Source organism: Serinicoccus sediminis (assembly GCF_004153545.1).
Lineage (GTDB): Bacteria > Actinomycetota > Actinomycetes > Actinomycetales > Dermatophilaceae > Ornithinicoccus > Ornithinicoccus sediminis_A.
In genome coordinates this window covers 77,147-95,251 of sequence record NZ_SDVA01000006.1, presented here as the reverse complement: position 1 = coordinate 95,251, position 18,105 = coordinate 77,147, and the positions used below count along the sequence as shown (strand labels likewise).

General features: G+C 74.8%; 20 protein-coding genes. 3 read left to right on the top strand and 17 right to left on the bottom strand.

Annotated elements, in window-relative coordinates:
• Positions 1-4 precede the first annotated feature (4 nt).
• From hemB to EUS26_RS07335, 17 genes are all read right to left on the bottom strand, one after another.
• Positions 5-997, bottom strand: coding sequence for a porphobilinogen synthase (gene hemB, locus EUS26_RS07415; protein WP_130012712.1), 993 nt, complete (start codon positions 995-997; stop codon positions 5-7).
• A complete protein-coding gene (locus EUS26_RS07410; protein WP_130012710.1) occupies positions 994-2,634 on the bottom strand; it encodes a bifunctional uroporphyrinogen-III C-methyltransferase/uroporphyrinogen-III synthase in 1,641 nt (546 codons plus the stop codon). Before EUS26_RS07410 ends, hemB begins: the two co-directional genes overlap by 4 nt.
• Entirely contained in the window at positions 2,631-3,650 is a 1,020-nt protein-coding gene (gene hemC / locus EUS26_RS07405) for a hydroxymethylbilane synthase (RefSeq protein WP_130012708.1), read from the bottom strand. Before hemC ends, EUS26_RS07410 begins: the two co-directional genes overlap by 4 nt.
• Positions 3,643-5,013, bottom strand: a complete 1,371-nt coding sequence (locus EUS26_RS07400) for a glutamyl-tRNA reductase (RefSeq protein WP_130012706.1) — start codon at positions 5,011-5,013, stop codon at positions 3,643-3,645. Before EUS26_RS07400 ends, hemC begins: the two co-directional genes overlap by 8 nt.
• Positions 5,010-5,675 carry a redox-sensing transcriptional repressor Rex gene (locus EUS26_RS07395; RefSeq protein WP_130012704.1) on the bottom strand — a complete coding sequence of 222 codons (666 nt, stop codon included), beginning with the start codon at positions 5,673-5,675 and terminating at the stop codon, positions 5,010-5,012. Before EUS26_RS07395 ends, EUS26_RS07400 begins: the two co-directional genes overlap by 4 nt.
• 154 nt (positions 5,676-5,829) lie before the next feature.
• A complete protein-coding gene (locus EUS26_RS07390; RefSeq protein WP_130012702.1) occupies positions 5,830-6,111 on the bottom strand; it encodes a glutaredoxin family protein in 282 nt (93 codons plus the stop codon).
• A gap of 87 nt (positions 6,112-6,198) precedes the next feature.
• Positions 6,199-6,297, bottom strand: coding sequence for a 30S ribosomal protein bS22 (locus EUS26_RS07385; RefSeq protein ID WP_003792170.1), 99 nt, complete (start codon positions 6,295-6,297; stop codon positions 6,199-6,201).
• A gap of 172 nt (positions 6,298-6,469) precedes the next feature.
• The gene (locus EUS26_RS07380; protein ID WP_130012700.1) at positions 6,470-6,670 is read right to left on the bottom strand and encodes a helix-turn-helix domain-containing protein; all 201 of its coding nucleotides are present in this window, start codon (positions 6,668-6,670) and stop codon (positions 6,470-6,472) included.
• Between the two features lie 251 nt (positions 6,671-6,921).
• Entirely contained in the window at positions 6,922-8,112 is a 1,191-nt protein-coding gene (locus tag EUS26_RS07375) for an acetoin utilization protein AcuC (RefSeq protein WP_130012698.1), read from the bottom strand.
• A 30-nt stretch (positions 8,113-8,142) separates the two neighbouring features.
• Positions 8,143-8,682: a GNAT family N-acetyltransferase gene (locus EUS26_RS07370; protein WP_165368539.1), complete on the bottom strand. Its 540-nt coding sequence runs from the start codon at positions 8,680-8,682 to the stop codon at positions 8,143-8,145.
• Between the two features lie 76 nt (positions 8,683-8,758).
• Complete coding sequence (proC, locus tag EUS26_RS07365) at positions 8,759-9,562, bottom strand: pyrroline-5-carboxylate reductase (RefSeq protein WP_130012696.1); 804 nt, start codon at positions 9,560-9,562, stop codon at positions 8,759-8,761.
• 5 nt (positions 9,563-9,567) lie between these two features.
• The gene (locus EUS26_RS07360; RefSeq protein ID WP_202865078.1) at positions 9,568-10,533 is read right to left on the bottom strand and encodes a proline dehydrogenase family protein; all 966 of its coding nucleotides are present in this window, start codon (positions 10,531-10,533) and stop codon (positions 9,568-9,570) included.
• A 17-nt stretch (positions 10,534-10,550) separates the two neighbouring features.
• Positions 10,551-11,285, bottom strand: a complete 735-nt coding sequence (locus EUS26_RS07355; RefSeq protein WP_130012694.1) for an ABC transporter permease — start codon at positions 11,283-11,285, stop codon at positions 10,551-10,553.
• On the bottom strand, positions 11,282-12,043 hold the full coding sequence (locus EUS26_RS07350) for an ABC transporter ATP-binding protein (RefSeq protein WP_130012693.1): 762 nt from the start codon (positions 12,041-12,043) through the stop codon (positions 11,282-11,284). The genes EUS26_RS07355 and EUS26_RS07350 overlap by 4 nt, the downstream gene beginning before the upstream one ends.
• A 70-nt stretch (positions 12,044-12,113) precedes the next feature.
• Positions 12,114-12,716 carry a TetR/AcrR family transcriptional regulator gene (locus tag EUS26_RS07345; protein WP_130012691.1) on the bottom strand — a complete coding sequence of 201 codons (603 nt, stop codon included), beginning with the start codon at positions 12,714-12,716 and terminating at the stop codon, positions 12,114-12,116.
• Between the two features lie 6 nt (positions 12,717-12,722).
• Positions 12,723-13,532: a sugar phosphate isomerase/epimerase family protein gene (locus EUS26_RS07340; protein ID WP_130012689.1), complete on the bottom strand. Its 810-nt coding sequence runs from the start codon at positions 13,530-13,532 to the stop codon at positions 12,723-12,725.
• A complete protein-coding gene (locus tag EUS26_RS07335) occupies positions 13,529-14,455 on the bottom strand; it encodes a Ppx/GppA family phosphatase (RefSeq protein ID WP_130012687.1) in 927 nt (308 codons plus the stop codon). Before EUS26_RS07335 ends, EUS26_RS07340 begins: the two co-directional genes overlap by 4 nt.
• A gap of 125 nt (positions 14,456-14,580) precedes the next feature.
• Between EUS26_RS07335 and radA the strand changes: the two genes are divergently transcribed.
• The 3 genes from radA to EUS26_RS07320 all read left to right on the top strand — a co-directional run bounded on the left by radA (position 14,581) and on the right by EUS26_RS07320 (position 18,100).
• The gene (gene radA / locus EUS26_RS07330) at positions 14,581-15,996 is read left to right on the top strand and encodes a DNA repair protein RadA (protein ID WP_130012685.1); all 1,416 of its coding nucleotides are present in this window, start codon (positions 14,581-14,583) and stop codon (positions 15,994-15,996) included.
• 105 nt (positions 15,997-16,101) lie between these two features.
• Entirely contained in the window at positions 16,102-17,184 is a 1,083-nt protein-coding gene (gene disA, locus EUS26_RS07325; RefSeq protein ID WP_130012683.1) for a DNA integrity scanning diadenylate cyclase DisA, read from the top strand.
• A 1-nt stretch (position 17,185) separates the two neighbouring features.
• Entirely contained in the window at positions 17,186-18,100 is a 915-nt protein-coding gene (locus tag EUS26_RS07320; RefSeq protein WP_202865077.1) for an A/G-specific adenine glycosylase, read from the top strand.
• Positions 18,101-18,105 lie beyond the last annotated feature (5 nt).

The window sequence follows — 18,105 nt, the reverse complement described above, 5'->3', positions numbered from 1 at the left end:
CCCGTCATCCTCCTAGGAGTCGAGCCGCCTCGGTCGCGTAGTAGGTCAGCACCACCTGAGCCCCTGCCCGGTGGATCGACGTCAGCGTCTCCATCACCATACGGTGCCTGTCCAGCAGCCCGGCGGCGGCGGCCGCCTCGATCATGGCGTACTCCCCGCTGACCTGGTAGGCCGCGACGGGTACGTCGGCGGCCGCGGCCACGTCGGAGAGCACGTCGAGGTAGGGCAGGGCGGGCTTGACCATGACCATGTCGGCGCCCTGCTCGAGGTCGAGGCGCAGCTCGCGCAGGCTCTCCTGCCGGTTGGCCGGGTCCTGCTGGTAGGTCGCGCGGTCGCCGGTGAGCGTGGAGGCGACCGCCTCGCGGAACGGTCCGTAGCAGGCGCTGGCGTACTTCGCGGTGTAGGCGAGCACGGCGACCTCGGAGCGGCCGGCGCCGTCCAACGCCTCCCGGACCACCTGCACCTGCCCGTCCATCATCCCGCTCGGGCCGACGACGTGGGCGCCGGCGCGCGCCTGCGCGAGGGCCATCTCGGCATACACCTCGAGGGTGGCGTCGTTGTCGACCCGCCCGGCCCGGTCGAGCACGCCGCAGTGGCCGTGGTCGGTGAACTCGTCCAGGCACAGGTCGCTCATGAGCACGGTCTCGTCGCCCAGCTCCTCCCGCAGGGTCCGCAGCGCGGCGTTGAGCACGCCGTCCTCGCGGAGCCCCGCCTGCCCGGTGGCGTCCTTGTCCTCCGGCCGCGGCACCCCGAAGACCATGAGACCGCCCACCCCGGCGTCGACGGCCTCGCGCGCGGCCTGCACGACGCTGCGCGGAGTGTGCTGCACCACGCCGGGCATGGAGCCGATCGGCTGCGCCTCGTCGATCCCGTCACGGACGAAGACGGGCAGCACGAGGTCGGCCGGGTGCAGCCGCGTCTGCGCGACCAGCCGGCGCAGCGCCGGGGTGGAGCGCAGCCGGCGCGGGCGTTCGTGCGGGCGGGTGTATGCCGTCACCGGCGGGACCGCGCACGCCGCGGCGCCGGCTTGCGCCGGCTCGGGCGGACGAACTCCTCGCCCTGGGCGTGCGCCTGGGTCATGAGCTCCCGGGTGTGCTCGGCGAGCGCGTCGACGAGGCTCGTCGCGCTGGGCTCGGGGGCCACGACGTCGACCCGCAGCCCGTGCTCCTCGGCGGCCTTGGCGGTGGCCGGCCCGATGCACGCCACCACGGTGTGGGGGTGCGGCTTGCCGGCGATGCCGACGAGGTTGCGGACGGTCGAGGACGAGGTGAAGCACACCGCGTCGAAGGCCCCGCCCTTGATGGCCTCGCGGACGTGGGCGGCGGGCGGGGCAGCCCGGACGGTGCGGTACGCCGTCACGTCGTCGACCTCCCAGCCCATCGCCTCGAGGCCGGCGACCAGGGTGTCCGTCGCGATGTCGGCGCGCGGCAGGAAGACCCGGTTGATGGGGTCGAGCACGTCGTCGAAGGGCGGCCAGGACTCCAGCAGCCCCTGGGCCGACTGCTCACCCTCGGGGACCAGGTCGGGCTCCAGGCCCCACTCCCGCAGCGCCTCGGCGGTGACGCCACCGACCGCAGCCAGCTTGAGCCCGGCGAAGGCACGCGCGTCCAGCCCGAGCGCCTCGAACTTCTCGCGGACCGCGCGCACGGCGTTGACCGAGGTGAAGCCGATCCACTCGTAGCGCCCGGTGACCAGCCCACGGACGGCGCGGTCCATCTGCTGCGGCGTGCGCGGCGGCTCCACGCTGATCGTGGGCACCACGGACGCGCTCGCGCCGTAGCCGGCGATCCGGTCGACCATCGGGCCCGACTGCTCCTTGGTCCGCGGCACGAGGATGGACCAGCCGAAGAGCGGCTTGGACTCCCACCAGGACAGCTCGGCCTGGAGCTCGACCGGGTGGCCCACGACGGCGACGGTGTCCTCACCGAGGTCGACCCCCTCGTCCAGGGCCTCCTGCAGGGTCGTCACCCGGGTCTGCTGCGTGGTGGTCGTGCCGTGCTCGGTGAGCGCGATCGGCGTGTCGCCGGGACGCCCGGCCTGCCGCAGCTGCTGCAGCGCCCGCTGCAGCCGGCCCTGCGCCCCGCGCAGGACGACGGTGACGTCGTCGGCGACGGAGTGCGACCAGTCCACCCCGGGGTCGGAGGCGTCGACGACGTGGACCTGGCCCCGCTGCCCGTCGGGCAGCACCCCGGCGTAGGCCGGCACGGCCCACGCGGCGCTGACGCCCGGGACGATCTCGAAGGCCACCCCGGCGTCGTGGCAGGCGCGGGCCTCCTCGACCAACGACCCGCCGGCGACGTCGTCGGCGAGCAGCCGGACGACCAGGTGCGTGGCGTCGTCGTACCCGCAGGCGGTCCGGACCAGCAGCTTGGACCGGGCGGCGGGGGTGAGCGCCGGGCCCTCCTCGCCGCGGACGGTGCGCAGGATCTCGGTGTCCTCTCGGACCCAGGCGCGCACGTCCTCCTCGCGGTGGGCGGCGTCCACCACCACGACGTCGGCGACCGCGAGGTAGTCCCGGGCCCGCACGGTGAGCAGCCCCGGGTCACCGGGGCCGGCGCCGACGAAGGCGACGCGGGCCGCGCTCGTGGGCGCGGGGGCGGAGGTCAGGTGGACGGGGGCGGCGTCGGTGCTCACAGGTCGGACTCCGGGGTGTGTGACCCGGCGGCGACGAGGCCGGACGGGTCGGGACGGTTCAGCAGGAGCTGCGCCATGGCACGGCCCAGCTCCTCGGGCGCGTCGCTCGCGCCGCTTCTCACGCGTCGCTGGGCCCCGGTGTCCAGGGCGGCGAAGGCGTGCAGGACGAGGGTGGCGGGCCGGGGCCCGTCGGACTGGTGGTCGTCGACGTCGGGGCCCGGCTCGGCGAAGGCGCCGACCGGGGCCGTGCAGCCGGCCTCCAGGGCGGACAGGGCGGCGCGCTCGGCGCTCACGGCGGCCCGGGTGGCGGGGTGGTCGAGGGTGTCGGCCAGCTCGGCGGCGAGGGCGGTGTCGTCGGCGCGGCACTCCACGGCGAGGGCGCCCTGGCCGGCGGCCGGCACCATGCCGTCGAGGTCCAGGACCTCGGTGGCCTCGTCGAGCCGGCCCAGCCGGGCCAGCCCGGCCGCGGCGAGGACGACGGCGTCCACCACCTCGTCCCGGACCATGCGGATGCGGGAGTCGACGTTGCCGCGGATGTCGCGGACCTCCAGGTCGGGGCGCAGCAGGACCAGCTGTGCGGCGCGGCGCGGCGACCCGGTGCCCACCACCGCACCGGCCGGCAGCTCGGCCAGGGTCAGCCCGTCACGGGCGACGAGCGCGTCGTGCGGGTCCTCCCGCTCGGGGACCGCCGCGACCACCAGGCCGTCGGCCGGGGCCGTGGGCAGGTCCTTGAGGGAGTGCACGGCCAGGTCGATCCGGCCGTCCAGCAGGGCGCCGCGCAGGGCGGAGGCGAAGACGCCGGTGCCGCCGATCTCGGTGAGGCTGCGACGGGACGTGTCGCCCTCGGTCGTGACGAGCACCAGCTCGACCTCGCGGCCGGCCGCGCGCAGCCGGTCGGCGACCCAGCCGGACTGGCTGGTCGCGAGCGCGCTGCGGCGGGTGCCGAGCCGGAGCGGCCGCGCGGGGTCCGCGCCAGGGACGGTGCCGGCCACGTGGCCGGGGCGAGGGTCAGTCATCGCTCGTCCCCTCCGTCCGGGGGTCCTGGGCGCGGTCGACCACGCCCAGGGGCGGCGTCGACACGCTGGCGACCTCGCGGCTGTCGAGGTCGAAGAGCTCGCGCAGGGCGCTGGCGTAGTCCGCGGGGACCTCGTCGTAGCCCGCCTGCAGCTGCTTGACCCTGGTGGTCGGGGTGTGCAGCAGCTTGTCGACGACGCGCTGCACGGTCTGCCTGACCTCCGCGCGCTCGTCGTCGGGCAGGTGCGGGAGGCGGTGGTCGAGCCGGCTCATCTCGGCGTCCACGACCCGGGCCGCGCTGGTGCGCAGGGCGGCCAGGGTCGGGCCCAGCCGGGCGGCGTGCCGCTCCGCGAGGTAGCCGGCGACCTCGCTGGTCACCAGCCCACGGACCGCCTCGACGGCGCTGGGCTCGCCGGGGCCGGGGTCGACCCGCTCCTCGGCGGGCCGCTGCAGGTCGGACAGGCCCCACAGGTGGACACCGCGCAGGCGGGTGACGGCCGGGGCGACGTCTCGCGGGAGGGCGAGGTCGAGCAGGACCTCCGGCGCGCCGGTGCGGCCGGCGTCGCTGCGGGCCCGGGCGACCAGTGGCTCGTCCAGCACGTGCCCCACGGCACCGGTGCAGGTCAGCACCAGGTCCGCGGCCCCGACCGCGGGACCGAGGTCGGCCCACGGCAGGGTGCGGACGCCGTGCTGCTCGGCCAGCCGCGCAGCACGGGCAGGGGTGCGGTTGACCACCGTGACGTCGCGGACCCCCTCGCGGACCAGGGTCGCCACGGCCAGGCCGGACATGGCGCCGGCACCGATGACGACGGTACGGGCGGCGCCCAGGTCACCGAGGACCGCGCGGGCGTGGTCGAGCCCGAGGGTGACCAGCGACCGCGAGACGCCGTCGATGCCGGTCTCCGCGTGGGCCCGCTTGCCGACCCGCAGCGCCTGCTGGACGAGGGGGTTGAGGGAGGCCCCGAGGTGGCCGTGGCGCTGGGCCTGGGCGAGGGCCTGACGGAGCTGTCCGAGGACCTGGCTCTCCCCCACCGCCATGGAGTCGAGGCCGCAGGCGAGCTCGAAGAGGTGGGCGACCGCGCGGTCGTCGTAGTGGACGAACAGGTGCTCGGTCAGCTGGTCCCGGGTCAGTCCCCCCAGCTCGGTCAGCGCCGCGCCGATCTCCTCCAGGGCGCCGTGGAAGGTGCCGGCCTCGACGACGACCTCGAGCCGGTTGCAGGTGGACAGGACGAGCGCCTCGTCGACGTGGTCGCCGGCGCGCAGCCGGGCCGCCAGCCGCTCGGCGGCGTCGTCGTCGAGGACGACCTGCTCGAGCAGGGAGATGGGGGCGGAACGGTGGGAGAGCCCCACGACGAGCGCGCTCACGAGGCACCCTCCATCTCGGGCCCGGAGACCGCGATCTCGCGCTGGTGCTGGTGGAAGGTGAGGATCTGCAGCTCGGTGGCGACGTCGACCCGCCGCACGTCGACATCGGCGGGGACCTCCAGGACCCCGGGCGCGAAGGTGAGGATGGAGTGGACCCCCAGCCCGACCAGCACGTCCGCGACCTCCTGGGCCGCGTCCGGCGGGGTGGCCACGACGCCGACCGACACGGGGAGGCCCGGGCGCAGGTCGTCCAGCGACTGCACGGTCATCCCCTCCACCACGGTGCCGACCACCGCGGGGTCGTTGTCGGCCAGGGCGACGACGTGGAACCCGCGGGTCGCGAGCCCCTCGTAGCTGGCCAGCGCCCGACCGAGGTTGCCCATGCCGACGATGACGACCGGCCAGTCCTGGCTCAGGCCCAGCTCGGCCGAGACCTGCTCGGCCAGCCGCGCCACGTCGTAGCCCACGCCCCGCACGCCGTAGGAGCCGAGATGGGACAGGTCCTTGCGCACCTGCGCCGACCGCACGCCCGCCAGGCGGGCCAGCTCCTCGCTGGAGATGGAGGTCCGACCCTGCTCGGCCACGGTGGACAGCGCCTGGAGGTAGCCCGGGAGTCTGCCGACGGTGGCCTCTGGCACACCTCGCCGGTTCGACTCGGCCATCACGGCGGCACCGGCTCCTCTCTGGGTGGCGGGCACCGACCAGGCGGGGGCTTATATCAGACCCTCGTGCACCGATCGGCGCGGACCCCGTCAACTTTAGGCTTCGACCCCGTCATCCTCCAAAACGACGCCCTCCATGGCCCCGGGAGGAGCCCTACCGGCGCCGCGCGGACGACAGGAGGTCGCGCAGCTGTGCAGGGTCGACCTGCCAGCGGGCGACCGGCTCGCCGTCGACGAGCAGCACCGGCAGCTGCGTGGTCCACCGGTCGTGCTCCTGCTCCCCCATGCTCCCCGAGCGGCGCTCCGCGTCGATGTCCCGCACGACGACCTCGGGCACCTGCCGGGCGACCGTCTCGAGCATGACGTCGCACAGGTGGCAGCCGGGTCGGGACAACATCTCCACGCGGGGCCGGCGGGCTCGCGGTCGCAGGCGCACGGCGCCACCTCCTCCAGGGACGACGAGGGCGCCCCACCCGGCGGGCGGGGCGCCTCGGTCACGACGTCGACGGTGTCGTCGAGCGTCCTACTTCTTGTTGCGACGCTGGTGGCGCGTCTTGCGCAGCAGCTTGCGGTGCTTCTTCTTCGCCATCCGCTTGCGGCGCTTCTTGATCACAGAGCCCATGGGGCCATCCTTCTCGTCGTCGGTCCGGGTGGTGCAGCCGGCGGCCCGGTCGATGTGGACGACGGACGGCGCTGCACAGCCCCGTCAGCGTAACGCGACGGGCACCGGGCCCCCAAAAGCCGGGGGTGGGTCGGGCCGGCGGCGCACCGTCGCGCGGCCGGCGGGGCACCGGTCACGCGGTGCCGTGGTAGGACTCCTCGAGGTAGGCGTGCACGGCCTTCTCGGGCACCCGGAAGGAACGGCCGACCCGCACTGCGGGCAGCTCGCCCGAGTGCACCAGGCGGTACACCGTCATCTTCGACACGCGCATGACGGCAGCCACCTCGGCCACGGTCATGAACGTCATCTCGCCGAGCTGGCGCTCATCTGCCATAGGACGCATCCCGTCTCTCATATACGTGCAGGCAGCGCGCGCGGCTTCCCCTCCGGCATGCTGCCTACGTCAGTTGTCGGGCTAACACTAGGGGCAGGAGTGCCAGTTGCGAAAGTCGTGACGACAAATTTGTCCAGCGCGACACGCGAGGTGTGACGAACGGGTCCCACGGTCGTCGTGCGTCCCGTGGTGCCGGCGGGGCGAGGGACCTGCGGGGATCTCCGGCCGCTCGGTCGACGTCGGGGTCCCGCTCAGTCGAAGTAGGGGTCCAGCCCCCACCCCGGGAAGCACGCCCGCCGGGTGGCCATGACGGCCAGGTCGACAGGGTCGTCCAGGTCGTGGCCGTCCTCCCACCGGCCGAACCGGATCTCGCGGCCGCCCCGGTCGCCCATGGCCCGCGGGGCGTCCTGGCCGTACACGTCCTCGACGTGCCTGCGCCAGGACTCGGGGACGGGGGTGGCAGGGTCGACCGGGCGTCCGGTCACCACCCCGATGAGGTGGGTCCAGGCCCGGGGGACCACCTCGACCAGCTCGTACCCCCCGCCGCCGAGGGCGACCCACCGGCCGCCCGCCAGGTCGTCGGCCAGCTCCCTGACCCAGCCGTAGGCGACGGCCAGGGCCTCCATCGAGACCGAGAGGTGGGCCAGCGGGTCGGCGTAGTGGCAGTCGCACCCGTGCTGGCTGACCACGATCTGCGGGTCGAAGGCGCGGGCGAGCGTGGGCACCACCGCCTGGTAGGCCCGCAGCCAGCCCTCGTCGCCGGTGCCCGGGGGCAGCGCGATGTTGACCGCGGTGTCCGGCGCGCGGGGGCCACCGGTGTCGCCGGGGAACCCGGTGCCGGGGAACAGCGCCCTGCCCGTCTCGTGGACCGAGACCGTCATGACCCGGGGGTCGTTCCAGAAGCAGCGCTCGACACCGTCGCCGTGGTGGACGTCGAGGTCGAGGTAGAGGACGCGCTCGGCACCGGAGTCGAGCAGGTCCTGGATGCCGACGGCGATGTCGTTGTAGACGCAGAACCCGGACGCGGCCTGCGGCATGGCGTGGTGCAGGCCCCCGGCGATGTTGCAGGCACGGACCACCTCACCCGACCACACCGCACGGCAGGCGTCGAGGGTCGCGCCCACGGCCAGGGTGGAGGCGTCGTGCATCCCGGCGAAGGCCGGGGTGTCCTCGGTGCCGACCCCTTGCCGCCCACGGGCGGCGGTCGGGTCGAGGGAGGCCTCCCGCACCACCTCGAGCAGGTCACGGGTGTGCACGGTCAGGAGCTCGTCGTCGGTGGCGTGCCGCGCCGGCCGCAGGTGCACGTCGTCGTGGTCCAGCAACCCCAGGTCGGACGCCAGACGGTGGGTGAGCAGCAGGCGGCTGGGGTGCATCGGGTGCCCCAGGCCGAAGTCGTAGCCGGCGTAGCGCTCGTCCCACATCACCCACGACGACGACCTCATGGGCTCACGCTAGACCACGCGGGCCGGCGCTCAGAGCGAGGTCGGAACCCCGGCGGCGTCCCCCAGGGGGTAGACCATCATCATCTCCTCCGACTCGGCGTCCTCCTCGTCGACGCCACGGATGCGCATGGGCCGACGGTCGTCGGTCGGGCGGAAGCCGAAGCTCGAGGCGAAGGCGACGGCACGGCCGTTGTCGGTCCCCACCCAGTAGACGAGCTGGCGCAGGCCGATCTCGCGGCCGACCTTGGCGGCCTTCTCGAGCAGCCGACGGGCCACGCCGGTCCCCCGACGGGCCGGGGCCACCCAGAGGCCGAAGAGCTCCCCCGCGCCCGGGATGTTGGTGCGGTGCCCGGTGCCGACGCTGACGACGCCGACCACCTCGTCCCCGTCCTCGGCGAGCACCCGGCGCGAGCGCTCCATCCGCTCCTGCCAGCGGGAGTCGGGGAACTCGGCCTCCTCCTCGGCGGACGCCACGAACGCCTCCGGGGACTCACGCAGGGCGCGCAGCCTGACGTCCTTGTACGTCGCCCACTCGTCGGGGTCCAGCACGCGTACGTGGATCTCGCTCATAGCTGCCTACTCTTTCACACGCGCCGCGCGGGCTCCGCCGTCACGGGTGAACACTCGGTGACACAGCACCGGGCTCTCAGTCCTCCTGCGGCGACAGCTCGTGCGACCTTCTCGCGGCCGCCTCCATCGCGGTCAGGAAGGCGGCCCTGACCTTGTGATCCTCCAGCGCCCGCAGAGCGGCGACGCTGGTGCCTCCTGGGCTGGAGACCTGTTCCCTGAGCACGGTCGGGTGGGTCCCGGTCTCCCGGATCATCGTGGCGGCACCATACAACGTCTGGACGACGAGCTCGGTGGACGTGTCCCGCGGCAGCCCCAGCAGGACGCCGGCCTCGATCATCGCCTCGACGACGTAGAAGATGTAGGAAGGGCCGCTGCCGCTGATCGCCGTCACGGCGTCCTGGTGCCCCTCGTCCAGGACCACGACCCGTCCGACGTGCTGCATCAGCCCGCGCGCCCGCTCCACCTGCTCCGGGGTGCAGTGCCGCCCCGGGCTCATGGCCGACATCCCCTGGTCCACCAGCGCCGGCGTGTTGGGCATGACCCGGACCACCGAGGTGCCTTCGGGCAGCCGCCTCTCGAGGAAGTCGGTGGTGATCCCGGCCGCGATCGACACCACGAGCGCGTCGGAGCGGACGTGGTCCCGGATCTCCGCCACCAGCGCCGCCATGTCCTGCGGCTTGACCGCCAGGACGACGACGTCGGCTGCGGCGGCCGCGGCCGCGGGGGTGTCGTGCCGGGTCCCGTGCTGGGCCGCGACCTGCTCGGCCCGGGCGGTGACCCGGTCGCTGAGCACGAGGTCGGCCGGCTGGTGGCCGGAGCGGATGAGCGCCGCCGCCAGCGTGCTGCCCATGACGCCGGCCCCGAGGAGCGCGATCGGCACCGCGCTCAGCCCTTGGTCGCCAGGCCGCGCAGGAAGAAGGTCAGGTTGGCCGGTCGCTCGGCCATCCGCCGCACGAGGTAGCCGTACCAGTCCTCGCCGTAGGGCAGGTAGACGCGCATGCGCGAGCCCGCCCCGGCCAGCCGCCGCTGCTCCTCCGGACGGATGCCCAGCAGCATCTGGAACTCGTAGCTGTCCGCCTCCCGCTGCGCCTTGGCGGCGAGCACCGAGGCGATCTCGACCAGCCGCGGGTCGTGCGTGGCGACCATCGGGTAGCCCTGGCCCTGCATCAGGACCTTGAGGCAGCGGACGTAGGCCTTGTCGACGTCGTCCTTGTCCTGGAAGGCGACCGACTCCGGCTGCTTGTAGGCGCCCTTGCACAGCCGCACCCGGGACCCCTCGTGGGACAGGTCGCGGCAGTCCTGCTCGGTCCGGTGCAGGTATGCCTGCAGCGCGACCCCCACCCACGGCCAGTCCTGGCGCAGCTCGGCCAGGGCCGCCAGCGTCGGGTCGGTGGTCGTGTGGTCCTCCATGTCGAGGGTGACCGTGGTGCCGGCGTTGGCCGCCGCCTGGCAGATGGCCCGGGCGTTGTCGAGCGCGATGGCGTGCCCGTCCCGCCCGAGGAACTGGCCGAGGGCGGACAGCTTGAGGCTGACCTCGGCCGCACCGCCCTGGGTCAGCCCCGCCTCCGAGAGCGCCGCGATGAGGCCGAGGTAGGCGTCGCGGGTCGCCTCGGCCTGCGCCGGGTCGGTGGTGTCCTCACCGAGGTAGTCGATGGTCACCTGCCGGTGCGTGTCGACCAGCTCGCCCGCCACCCGGACGGCGTCGGGGGTGCTGTCGCCGGCGACGAAGCGCCTGACGACGTCACGGCTCACCGGCGCCTGCTCGATCACCTGGCGCAAGGTGGTGTTGCGGCTGGCCCCGAGCAACGTCTGGCGCATCAGGGCGGAGGGGTTGAGGTCAGCGAGCTCCATGCGCCCCAGGCTACGCCTCAGGGGGTGCGCCGTCGCAGGGTGAGCGAGGCGAGCCCGAGCGAGCCCGTGACGAAGACGGCGAGCACCGCGAGATCGGCCCCCAGCTCGCCGGCCGGCTCGACGGTGGTGGCCACCGAACCCAGGGCGTCGACGGCGTAGGACAGCGGGAGCACGGCCGACACCAGCTCGAGCGCGCGCGGCATCTCCTCGCGGGGGACGAAGAGGCCGCACAGCAGCAGCTGCGGGAGCACGAGGGCGGGCATGAACTGGACCGCCTGGAACTCGGTCCGGGCGAAGGCGCTGGCGAGCAGGCCCAGCGCGGTGCCCAGCAGCCCGCTCGCGACGGCGACGACCACGAGCCACCCCAGGGGCCCGCGCACCTCCAGGCCGCACACCCAGACCGCGAACCCGGTGGCCACCAGGGCCTGCAGCACCGCCATGGCACCGAAGGCCAGGGCATACCCGCCCAGGAAGTCCGTGCGCCGCAGCGGCGTCGACAGCAGCCGCTCCAGGGTGCCGGAGGTGCGCTCGCCCAGCGTGGTCACGCTGGTCACGACGAACATCACGACGAGCGGGAAGAGCCCGAGCAGCTGGGCCCCCGTGCGGTCGAAGAGCGGGGTGTCCCGGCTCATCCATGCGAGCAGCCCCAGCAGGACGCAGGGCACCACGAGCATGAGCGCCAGGGTGCGCCGGTCGGCGCGCAGCTGCGCCAGCACCCGGGCGGCGGTCGCGGTGGTGAGGGTGGGGTTCATCGACGCCTCCGGTGGTATGCGGGGTCAGGGGCCACCGGGCCGTCGGCGTCGGCCTCGTCGACCAGGTGGAGGAAGGCGCCCTCGGCGTCCTCGGCACCGGTCCGGGCGAGCAGCGCCGGGAGGGTGTCGTCGGCCAGGACGCGGCCCTCGCGCAGCAGGACCAGCCGGTCGCACCGGGCGGCCTCGTCCATGACGTGGCTGCTGACCAGCACCGTGGTGCCGGAGGCGGCCAGCTCGGCGAAGAGTCGCCACAGGCTGCGCCGCAGCACCGGGTCCAGGCCGACGGTGGGCTCGTCGAGGACGAGGAGGTCGGGCCGGCCCACGAGGGCGGCCGCCAGCGAGACCCGGGAGGCCTGGCCGCCGGAGAGGTCGGCCACCCGCTGGTCCACCTGACCGCGCAGGTCGACCTGCTCGAGCACCTGGTCGACCCGGCCCCCGGCCGCCCCGACGAGGGTGGCGAAGTAGCGCAGGTTCTGGCCGACGGTGAGGTCGCGGTAGACGCTCGGGCTCTGGGTGACGTAGCCGACCCGGTGGCGCAGCCCGGGCGACCCGGCGGGCTCACCGAGCACCTCGACCGTGCCCGAGACCTGCGCCTGCACCCCGACGACGGAGCGCATCAGGGTGGACTTGCCCCCGCCGCTCGGCCCCAGGAGGCCCACCACCTGGCCGACGGGAACGGCGAGGTGCACGTCCCGGAGGACCTGGCGCCGTCCGCGCCGCACGCTCAGCCCCTCCGCCCGCACCGCATATTTCATCATGTGATGAAATCTACGCCTGGTGCCGCTCCTGCGCAACGGTCCGGGGAGGGGCGACGGGCGGGGGGACGCCTCAGCGGGGCAGCAGGTAACCCTGCAGCACCGGACCCACCCGCTGCACGAGGACCTCCGGGTCGGCGTCGCCGACCCCCGGCAGCCGCACCACGTAGCGCCCCATCGCCAGGCCCATCGCGGCGGCTGCGGCGAGACCGGCCCGCAGGTCGCGCTCCTCCTGGCCCAGGCCCGGGTCCAGCTCCGAGACCACCCGCCCGAAGATCTCCTGGGTGAGGAACTCACGCACCGCCCGCGCCACCTCCTCGCTGGTGACGATGCTGCGCAACAGGGCCTCGAAGCTCGACCGCCGGGCCTCCCACACCCCCAGGAACAGCCGGACCGCCCGCACCCCGACCTCCTCGCGCGGACCCCGCGCCACCTGCAGCGCCAACGACGTCGGCGGACCGGGCAACGAGACGAGGACCACCGACTGCGCGAAGAGGTCGTCCTTGCCGCCGAAGTAGTGGTGCACCAGCGCCGGGTCCACCCCGGCCGCCCGGGCGACGCCGCGCAGGCTGGTCCCGGCATACCCGGCGCGGGCGAACTCGCCCCGGGCCGCCTCCAGGATCGCCGCCCGGGTGTCCTCACCCCGGCGCGGGCCCCGCCGGGCCTCGGTGGCCACGACCGCTCAGCGCCCCCGCGCGCCCGGGAGGTCGTGCTGCCCCAGGTGCTCGCGGGCGAAGGCCAGCGACTCCGCCAGCGCAGCCTCGCGCTCGGCCGTCTTCATCGTGCGCGTCCCCACCTCCAGGCTCACCACCCCCGGGAAGTCGGTCGCCACCAGATGCTCCAGCACCTCCCGGCACCGCTGGTCGCCGCGTCCGGGGACGAGGTGCTCGTCGCGGAACGAGCCGAAGGAGTCGCCCAGGTGCACGTGCCGCACGCGGTCGCCGAGGTCGCGCACCATGTCCAGGGCGTCCTCACCGGCCGTGGCGGCGTGGCTGATGTCGAAGGTGACGTCGCTGTAGGGGTAGTCACGGGGGTCCGGGCCGGGGAGGTATGCCTGCATCGCCGAACCGCCGGTGCGCCACGGGAACATGTTCTCCACCGCGATGGGGATGCCCCAGCGTTCCTGCCGCTGCGCGACGCCCTCGACGAAGCCCTCGGCATACCCGCGCTGCCAGCGGAACGGCGGGTGCACGACCACGCACTGCGCCTGCACGTCGCGGGCGAGGTCGAGCGCCCGCTCGACCTTTCCCCAGGGCTCCCACCCCCACAGCCGCTGGGCCAGCAGCAGCGTCGGCGCGTGGATCGCGCCGATCTGCAGCTCGTGCAGGGCGGCCAACGCGCTCAGCGCCCCCGCCTCCTGCGTCACCGGGTCGGTCCACACCATGATCTCGACGCCGTCGTAGCCGAGCCGCTCGGCCAGGTCGAACGCATAGGCGGCGTTCTCCGGGTAGACCGAGGACGTGGACAGGTGGACCGGGATGTGGTGCGTCATCGCCCGAGGCCGTCCAGGAAGCGCAGGATGAGGCCCTCTCGCAGCGCCCACGGGCAGACCGCCAGCTCCTCGACGCCGCTCAGCTCCAGCACCGCCTCGAGCACCAGCGCCCCGGCGGCCAGCTGCCGGGCCCGGGAGGCGGAGACGCCGGGCAGCCCGGCCCGCTCGGCAGCGGTCATCCGCAGCAGCCGGGGCGTCAGCTCCGCGAGGTCCTCGAGGCGCAGCACGCGGGGGACGTAGGGCCCGTCCCCGCGGGGGGCGGCGCCGCAGGCCCGGGCCAGCGACCGGACCGTCTTGCTGCTGCCGCCCACGAGCTGGGGGCTCCCCACCTTGGCCAGCGCCGGCTGCGCGGCGGCGACCTCGGAGCGGACGCGCTTGCGCAGGGTCCGGATCTCCGCCTTCTCCGGCGGGTCGTGGGCCAGCTCCCTGCTCAGCCGTCCTGCCCCCAGCGGCAGGGAGACGGCGACGTCGGGGTGCTCGTCCAGCCCCGCGGCCAGCTCCAGCGAGCCGCCGCCGATGTCGACGTTCAGCAGACGCCCGGCGGACCAGCCGAACCACCGGCGGACCGCGAGGAAGGTCGCCCGCGCCTCCTCCTCGCCCGGGAGCACGTCGAGGTCCACCCCGGACCGCTCGCGCACCAGGCCGAGCACCTCGTCGGTGTTGCCGGCCTCCCGGATGGCGCTGGTCGCGAAGGCCAGCAGCTCGGTCGCCCCACGGCTCTCGGCGACCTCCACGCAGTCCGCGACGAACCCGGCGAGCGTGCGGGCCCCGCGGGCGCTGATGTCGCCGTCCTCGGTCAGGTGCTCGGCGAGGCGCAGCTCCACCTTGTGGGAGAAGTCCGGCGTCGGGTGCCCCCCGGGCTGCGCGTCGACGACGAGCAGGTGGACCGTGTTCGATCCCACGTCGACGACACCCAGGCGCATGCGGGCCATGATGCCGCACGCACCCCGGGGGCGTGGCCACGGGAGGGCGCCGGGCCGTCGGCCGCCGCGGACGGACGGGGCCCGGCCGGGCCGGGTCTGTCCGTGCCGACGCCTACCCTGAAGGCGTGGCGAAGGCGAACAGGACGGCATACCGCTGCACGGAGTGCGGCTGGCAGGGCGTGAAGTGGGCGGGGCGGTGCCCGCAGTGCCAGGCGTGGGGCACCGTGTCCGAAGCGGGCGGCCAGAGCACGGTCCGGACCAGCGCCGTGCGCCCCTCCCGGCCGGCCGTGCCCATCGCGGCCGTCGACGCCGACGCGGCGCAGGCCCGCACGACCGGGGTCGACGAGTTCGACCGGGTGCTGGGCGGGGGCATCGTGCCGGGTGCCGTCGTGCTCATGGCGGGCGAGCCGGGGATCGGCAAGTCCACCCTGGCCCTGGACGTCGCCGCCCGCACCGCCCGGGAGGGCCGGTCCGTCCTCTACGTCTCCGGGGAGGAGTCCGCCGCGCAGGTCAAGCTGCGGGCCGAGCGCATCGGCGCGGTGGCGGACACGCTCTACCTCGCCTCGGAGACCGACCTCGCGACGATCCTGGGGCAGCTGGAGCAGACCGACCCGGACCTGCTCGTGGTCGACTCGGTGCAGACCGTGGCCAGCGCCGAGGTGGAGGGGGCACCCGGCAACGTCGGGCAGGTGCGCGAGGTGGCCTCGGCCCTCATCCAGGCGGCCAAGACCCGGGGCACCGCCGCCGTGCTCATCGGGCACGTCACCAAGGACGGCGGCATCGCCGGGCCGCGGGTGCTGGAGCACCTCGTCGACGTCGTCGTCGCCTTCGAGGGCGAGCGGCACAGCCGGCTGCGGCTCGTCCGGGCGGTCAAGAACCGGTTCGGCCCCACCGACGAGGTCGGCTGCTTCGACCTCGGCGACTCCGGGATCACCGGGCTGGCCGACCCCAGCGGCCTCTTCCTGTCCAGCCGCGACCGGCCGGTCCCCGGGACCTGCGTGACCGTCACCCTGGAGGGGCGCCGCCCCCTCGTGGCGGAGGTCCAGGCGCTGGTGAGCGAGGCGGTCGCCGGCTCGGCGCGGCGGACGACCAGCGGGCTGGACCCCTCCCGGCTGGCGATGGTCCTGGCCGTGCTGGGCCAGCGGGGCGGCGTCCCCCTGGCCAAGGACGACTGCTACGCCGCGACCGTCGGCGGGGTCCGGCTCTCCGAACCGGCGGCCGACCTGGCCCTCGCCCTGGCGCTGACCAGCGCCAAGGCCGACCTGGCGCTGCCCGTGAGCACGATCGCCGTCGGGGAGGTGGGACTCTCCGGGGACCTGCGGCCGGTCACCGGCGCACCCCGACGACTGGCGGAGGCGGCCCGCATCGGTTTCACCGAGGCCGTCATCCCCGTCGGCTCGCTCAGCGAGGGCCGGCCGCCCTCCGGGATGCGCGTGCACGAGGTCGCGACGCTCAGCGACGCCGTCGCCCTGGTGCTCGCGGCCGCCCAGGCGAGCGCGGGTCGTGACGGCCTGGCTGGGTCGCTGGTCAAGAATCCATAAAGATCTGCCCGGCTGGACGGGGCGGCCGGTGGCGCCGCCTAGGATCGGCCCAGTGCCCGACGGGTACGACGGTGCCGACAGCTGCGGCGCAGGAGGGAGGCGGGCGTGCCCGAGCGCAACGACGAGGCGCTGCTGCGCGCGACCCTCGGCGCGGTCGCCCCGGGCACCGGTCTGCGGGACGGGCTCGAGCGCATCCTGCGCGGCCGGACCGGTGCGCTCATCGTCCTCGGCAGCGACAAGACGGTCGACTCCATCAGCACCGGCGGTTTCGAGCTCGACGTCGAGTTCTCCGCCACCCGGCTGCGGGAGCTGGCGAAGATGGACGGCGGCATCGTGCTCAGCCGCGACGGCACCCGGATCGTGCGCGCCGCCACCCAGCTCGCCCCGGACCGCACCATCGAGACGAAGGAGAGCGGGACCCGGCACCGCACCGCCGAGCGCACCGCCAAGCAGACCGGCTACCCCGTCATCTCGGTGAGCCAGTCCATGTCGCTCATCGCGCTCTACGTCGGTGACATCCGGCACGTGCTGGAGGACCGCAGCCAGCTGCAGGCCCAGGCCAACCAGGCGCTGCAGACGTTGGAGCGCTACCGCGCCCGCCTCGACGAGGTCAGCGGCTCCCTGTCCGCGCTCGAGATCGAGGACCTCGTCACCGTGCGCGACCTGGCCTCGGTCCTGCAGCGGCTGGAGATGGTGCGCCGGATCAGCGCCGAGATCGAGCAGTACGTCGTCGAGCTGGGGGTGGACGGCCGGCTCATCGGCCTGCAGCTCGAGGAGATGACCGGCGGGGTGGAGCGCGAGCGGGCGCTCGTCGTCCGCGACTACATCGGTGCGGCCGACGGGGGCCGGGACCCCGCGCAGGTGCAGGCCGCGCTGGGGGCGCTGGACAGCACCGAGCTGCTGGACCTCGCCGCCGTGGCGCGCTGCCTGGGCATCACCGTCGTCGGCGACGGCATGGACCACCAGCAGCTCAGCCCGTCGGGTTACCGGCTGCTGCACCGCATACCCCGGCTCCCCGGCGCCATCGTGGACCGCCTGGTGGCCCACTTCGGCACCTTCCAGCAGCTGCTGTCGGCGGGCCTCGAGGACCTCATGCAGGTGGACGGCGTCGGCGAGGCGCGGGCCCGCGCGGTGCGCGAGGGCCTGTCCCGGCTCGCGGAGAGCTCGATCCTCGAGCGCTACTCCTGACGTGCCCGCCCCCGAGACCCTGCACGAGCGCCTGCTGCCCTGGTATGCCGCGCACCGGCGCGACCTGCCGTGGCGGGACCCGGACTGCTCGCCGTGGGGGGTGCTCGTCTCCGAGGTCATGCTCCAGCAGACCCCCGTCGCCCGGGTCCTGCCGGTGTGGGAGCGGTGGATGGCCACCTGGCCCACCCCGTCGGCCCTCGCCGCCGAGCCGGCCGGCGCGGCGGTGCGTGCGTGGGGGCGCCTGGGGTACCCGCGCCGCGCGCTGCGCCTGCACGCCGCCGCGACCGCGCTGCGCGACGAGCACGACGGTGTCGTGCCCGCCGACGAGGGGGTCCTGCGCACCCTGCCGGGCGTCGGCGACTACACGGCCGCGGCGGTCGCCGCGTTCGCCTTCGGCCGCCGCTCCACCGTGGTCGACACCAACGTCCGCCGGGTGCAGGCCCGCGTCGTCACCGGGCTCGCCCTGCCCCCGCCCACCCTGACCCGCGCGGAGACCACGCTCGCCACCCGGTTGCTGCCCGCGGACGACCAGGAGGCCGCCACGTGGAGCGTGGCGGTCATGGAGCTGGGAGCGCTGGTCTGCACGGCCCGCGCACCGCGGTGCGCCGACTGCCCCGTGGCCGACCTGTGCGCCTGGCGGCTCGCCGGCTCGCCCGCGCCCACCGGCCCGCCCCGCCGGGGCCAGGCCTGGGCCGGCACCGACCGGCAGTGTCGCGGCACCCTGCTGCAGGTGCTGCGCGACTCGGCGGCGCCGGTGCCCGGCGAACGGCTGAGGGACGCCTGGCCCGGGCCGGGCGGCGCCGACGAGGAGCTCGCGGCGGCGGAGCTGCAGCGCGAGCGGTGCCTCGACGCGCTGGTCGCCGAGGGCCTGGTGGAGCCGGTGCCCGACGGGCACTTCCGCCTCCCCGGCACCTGAGCCGA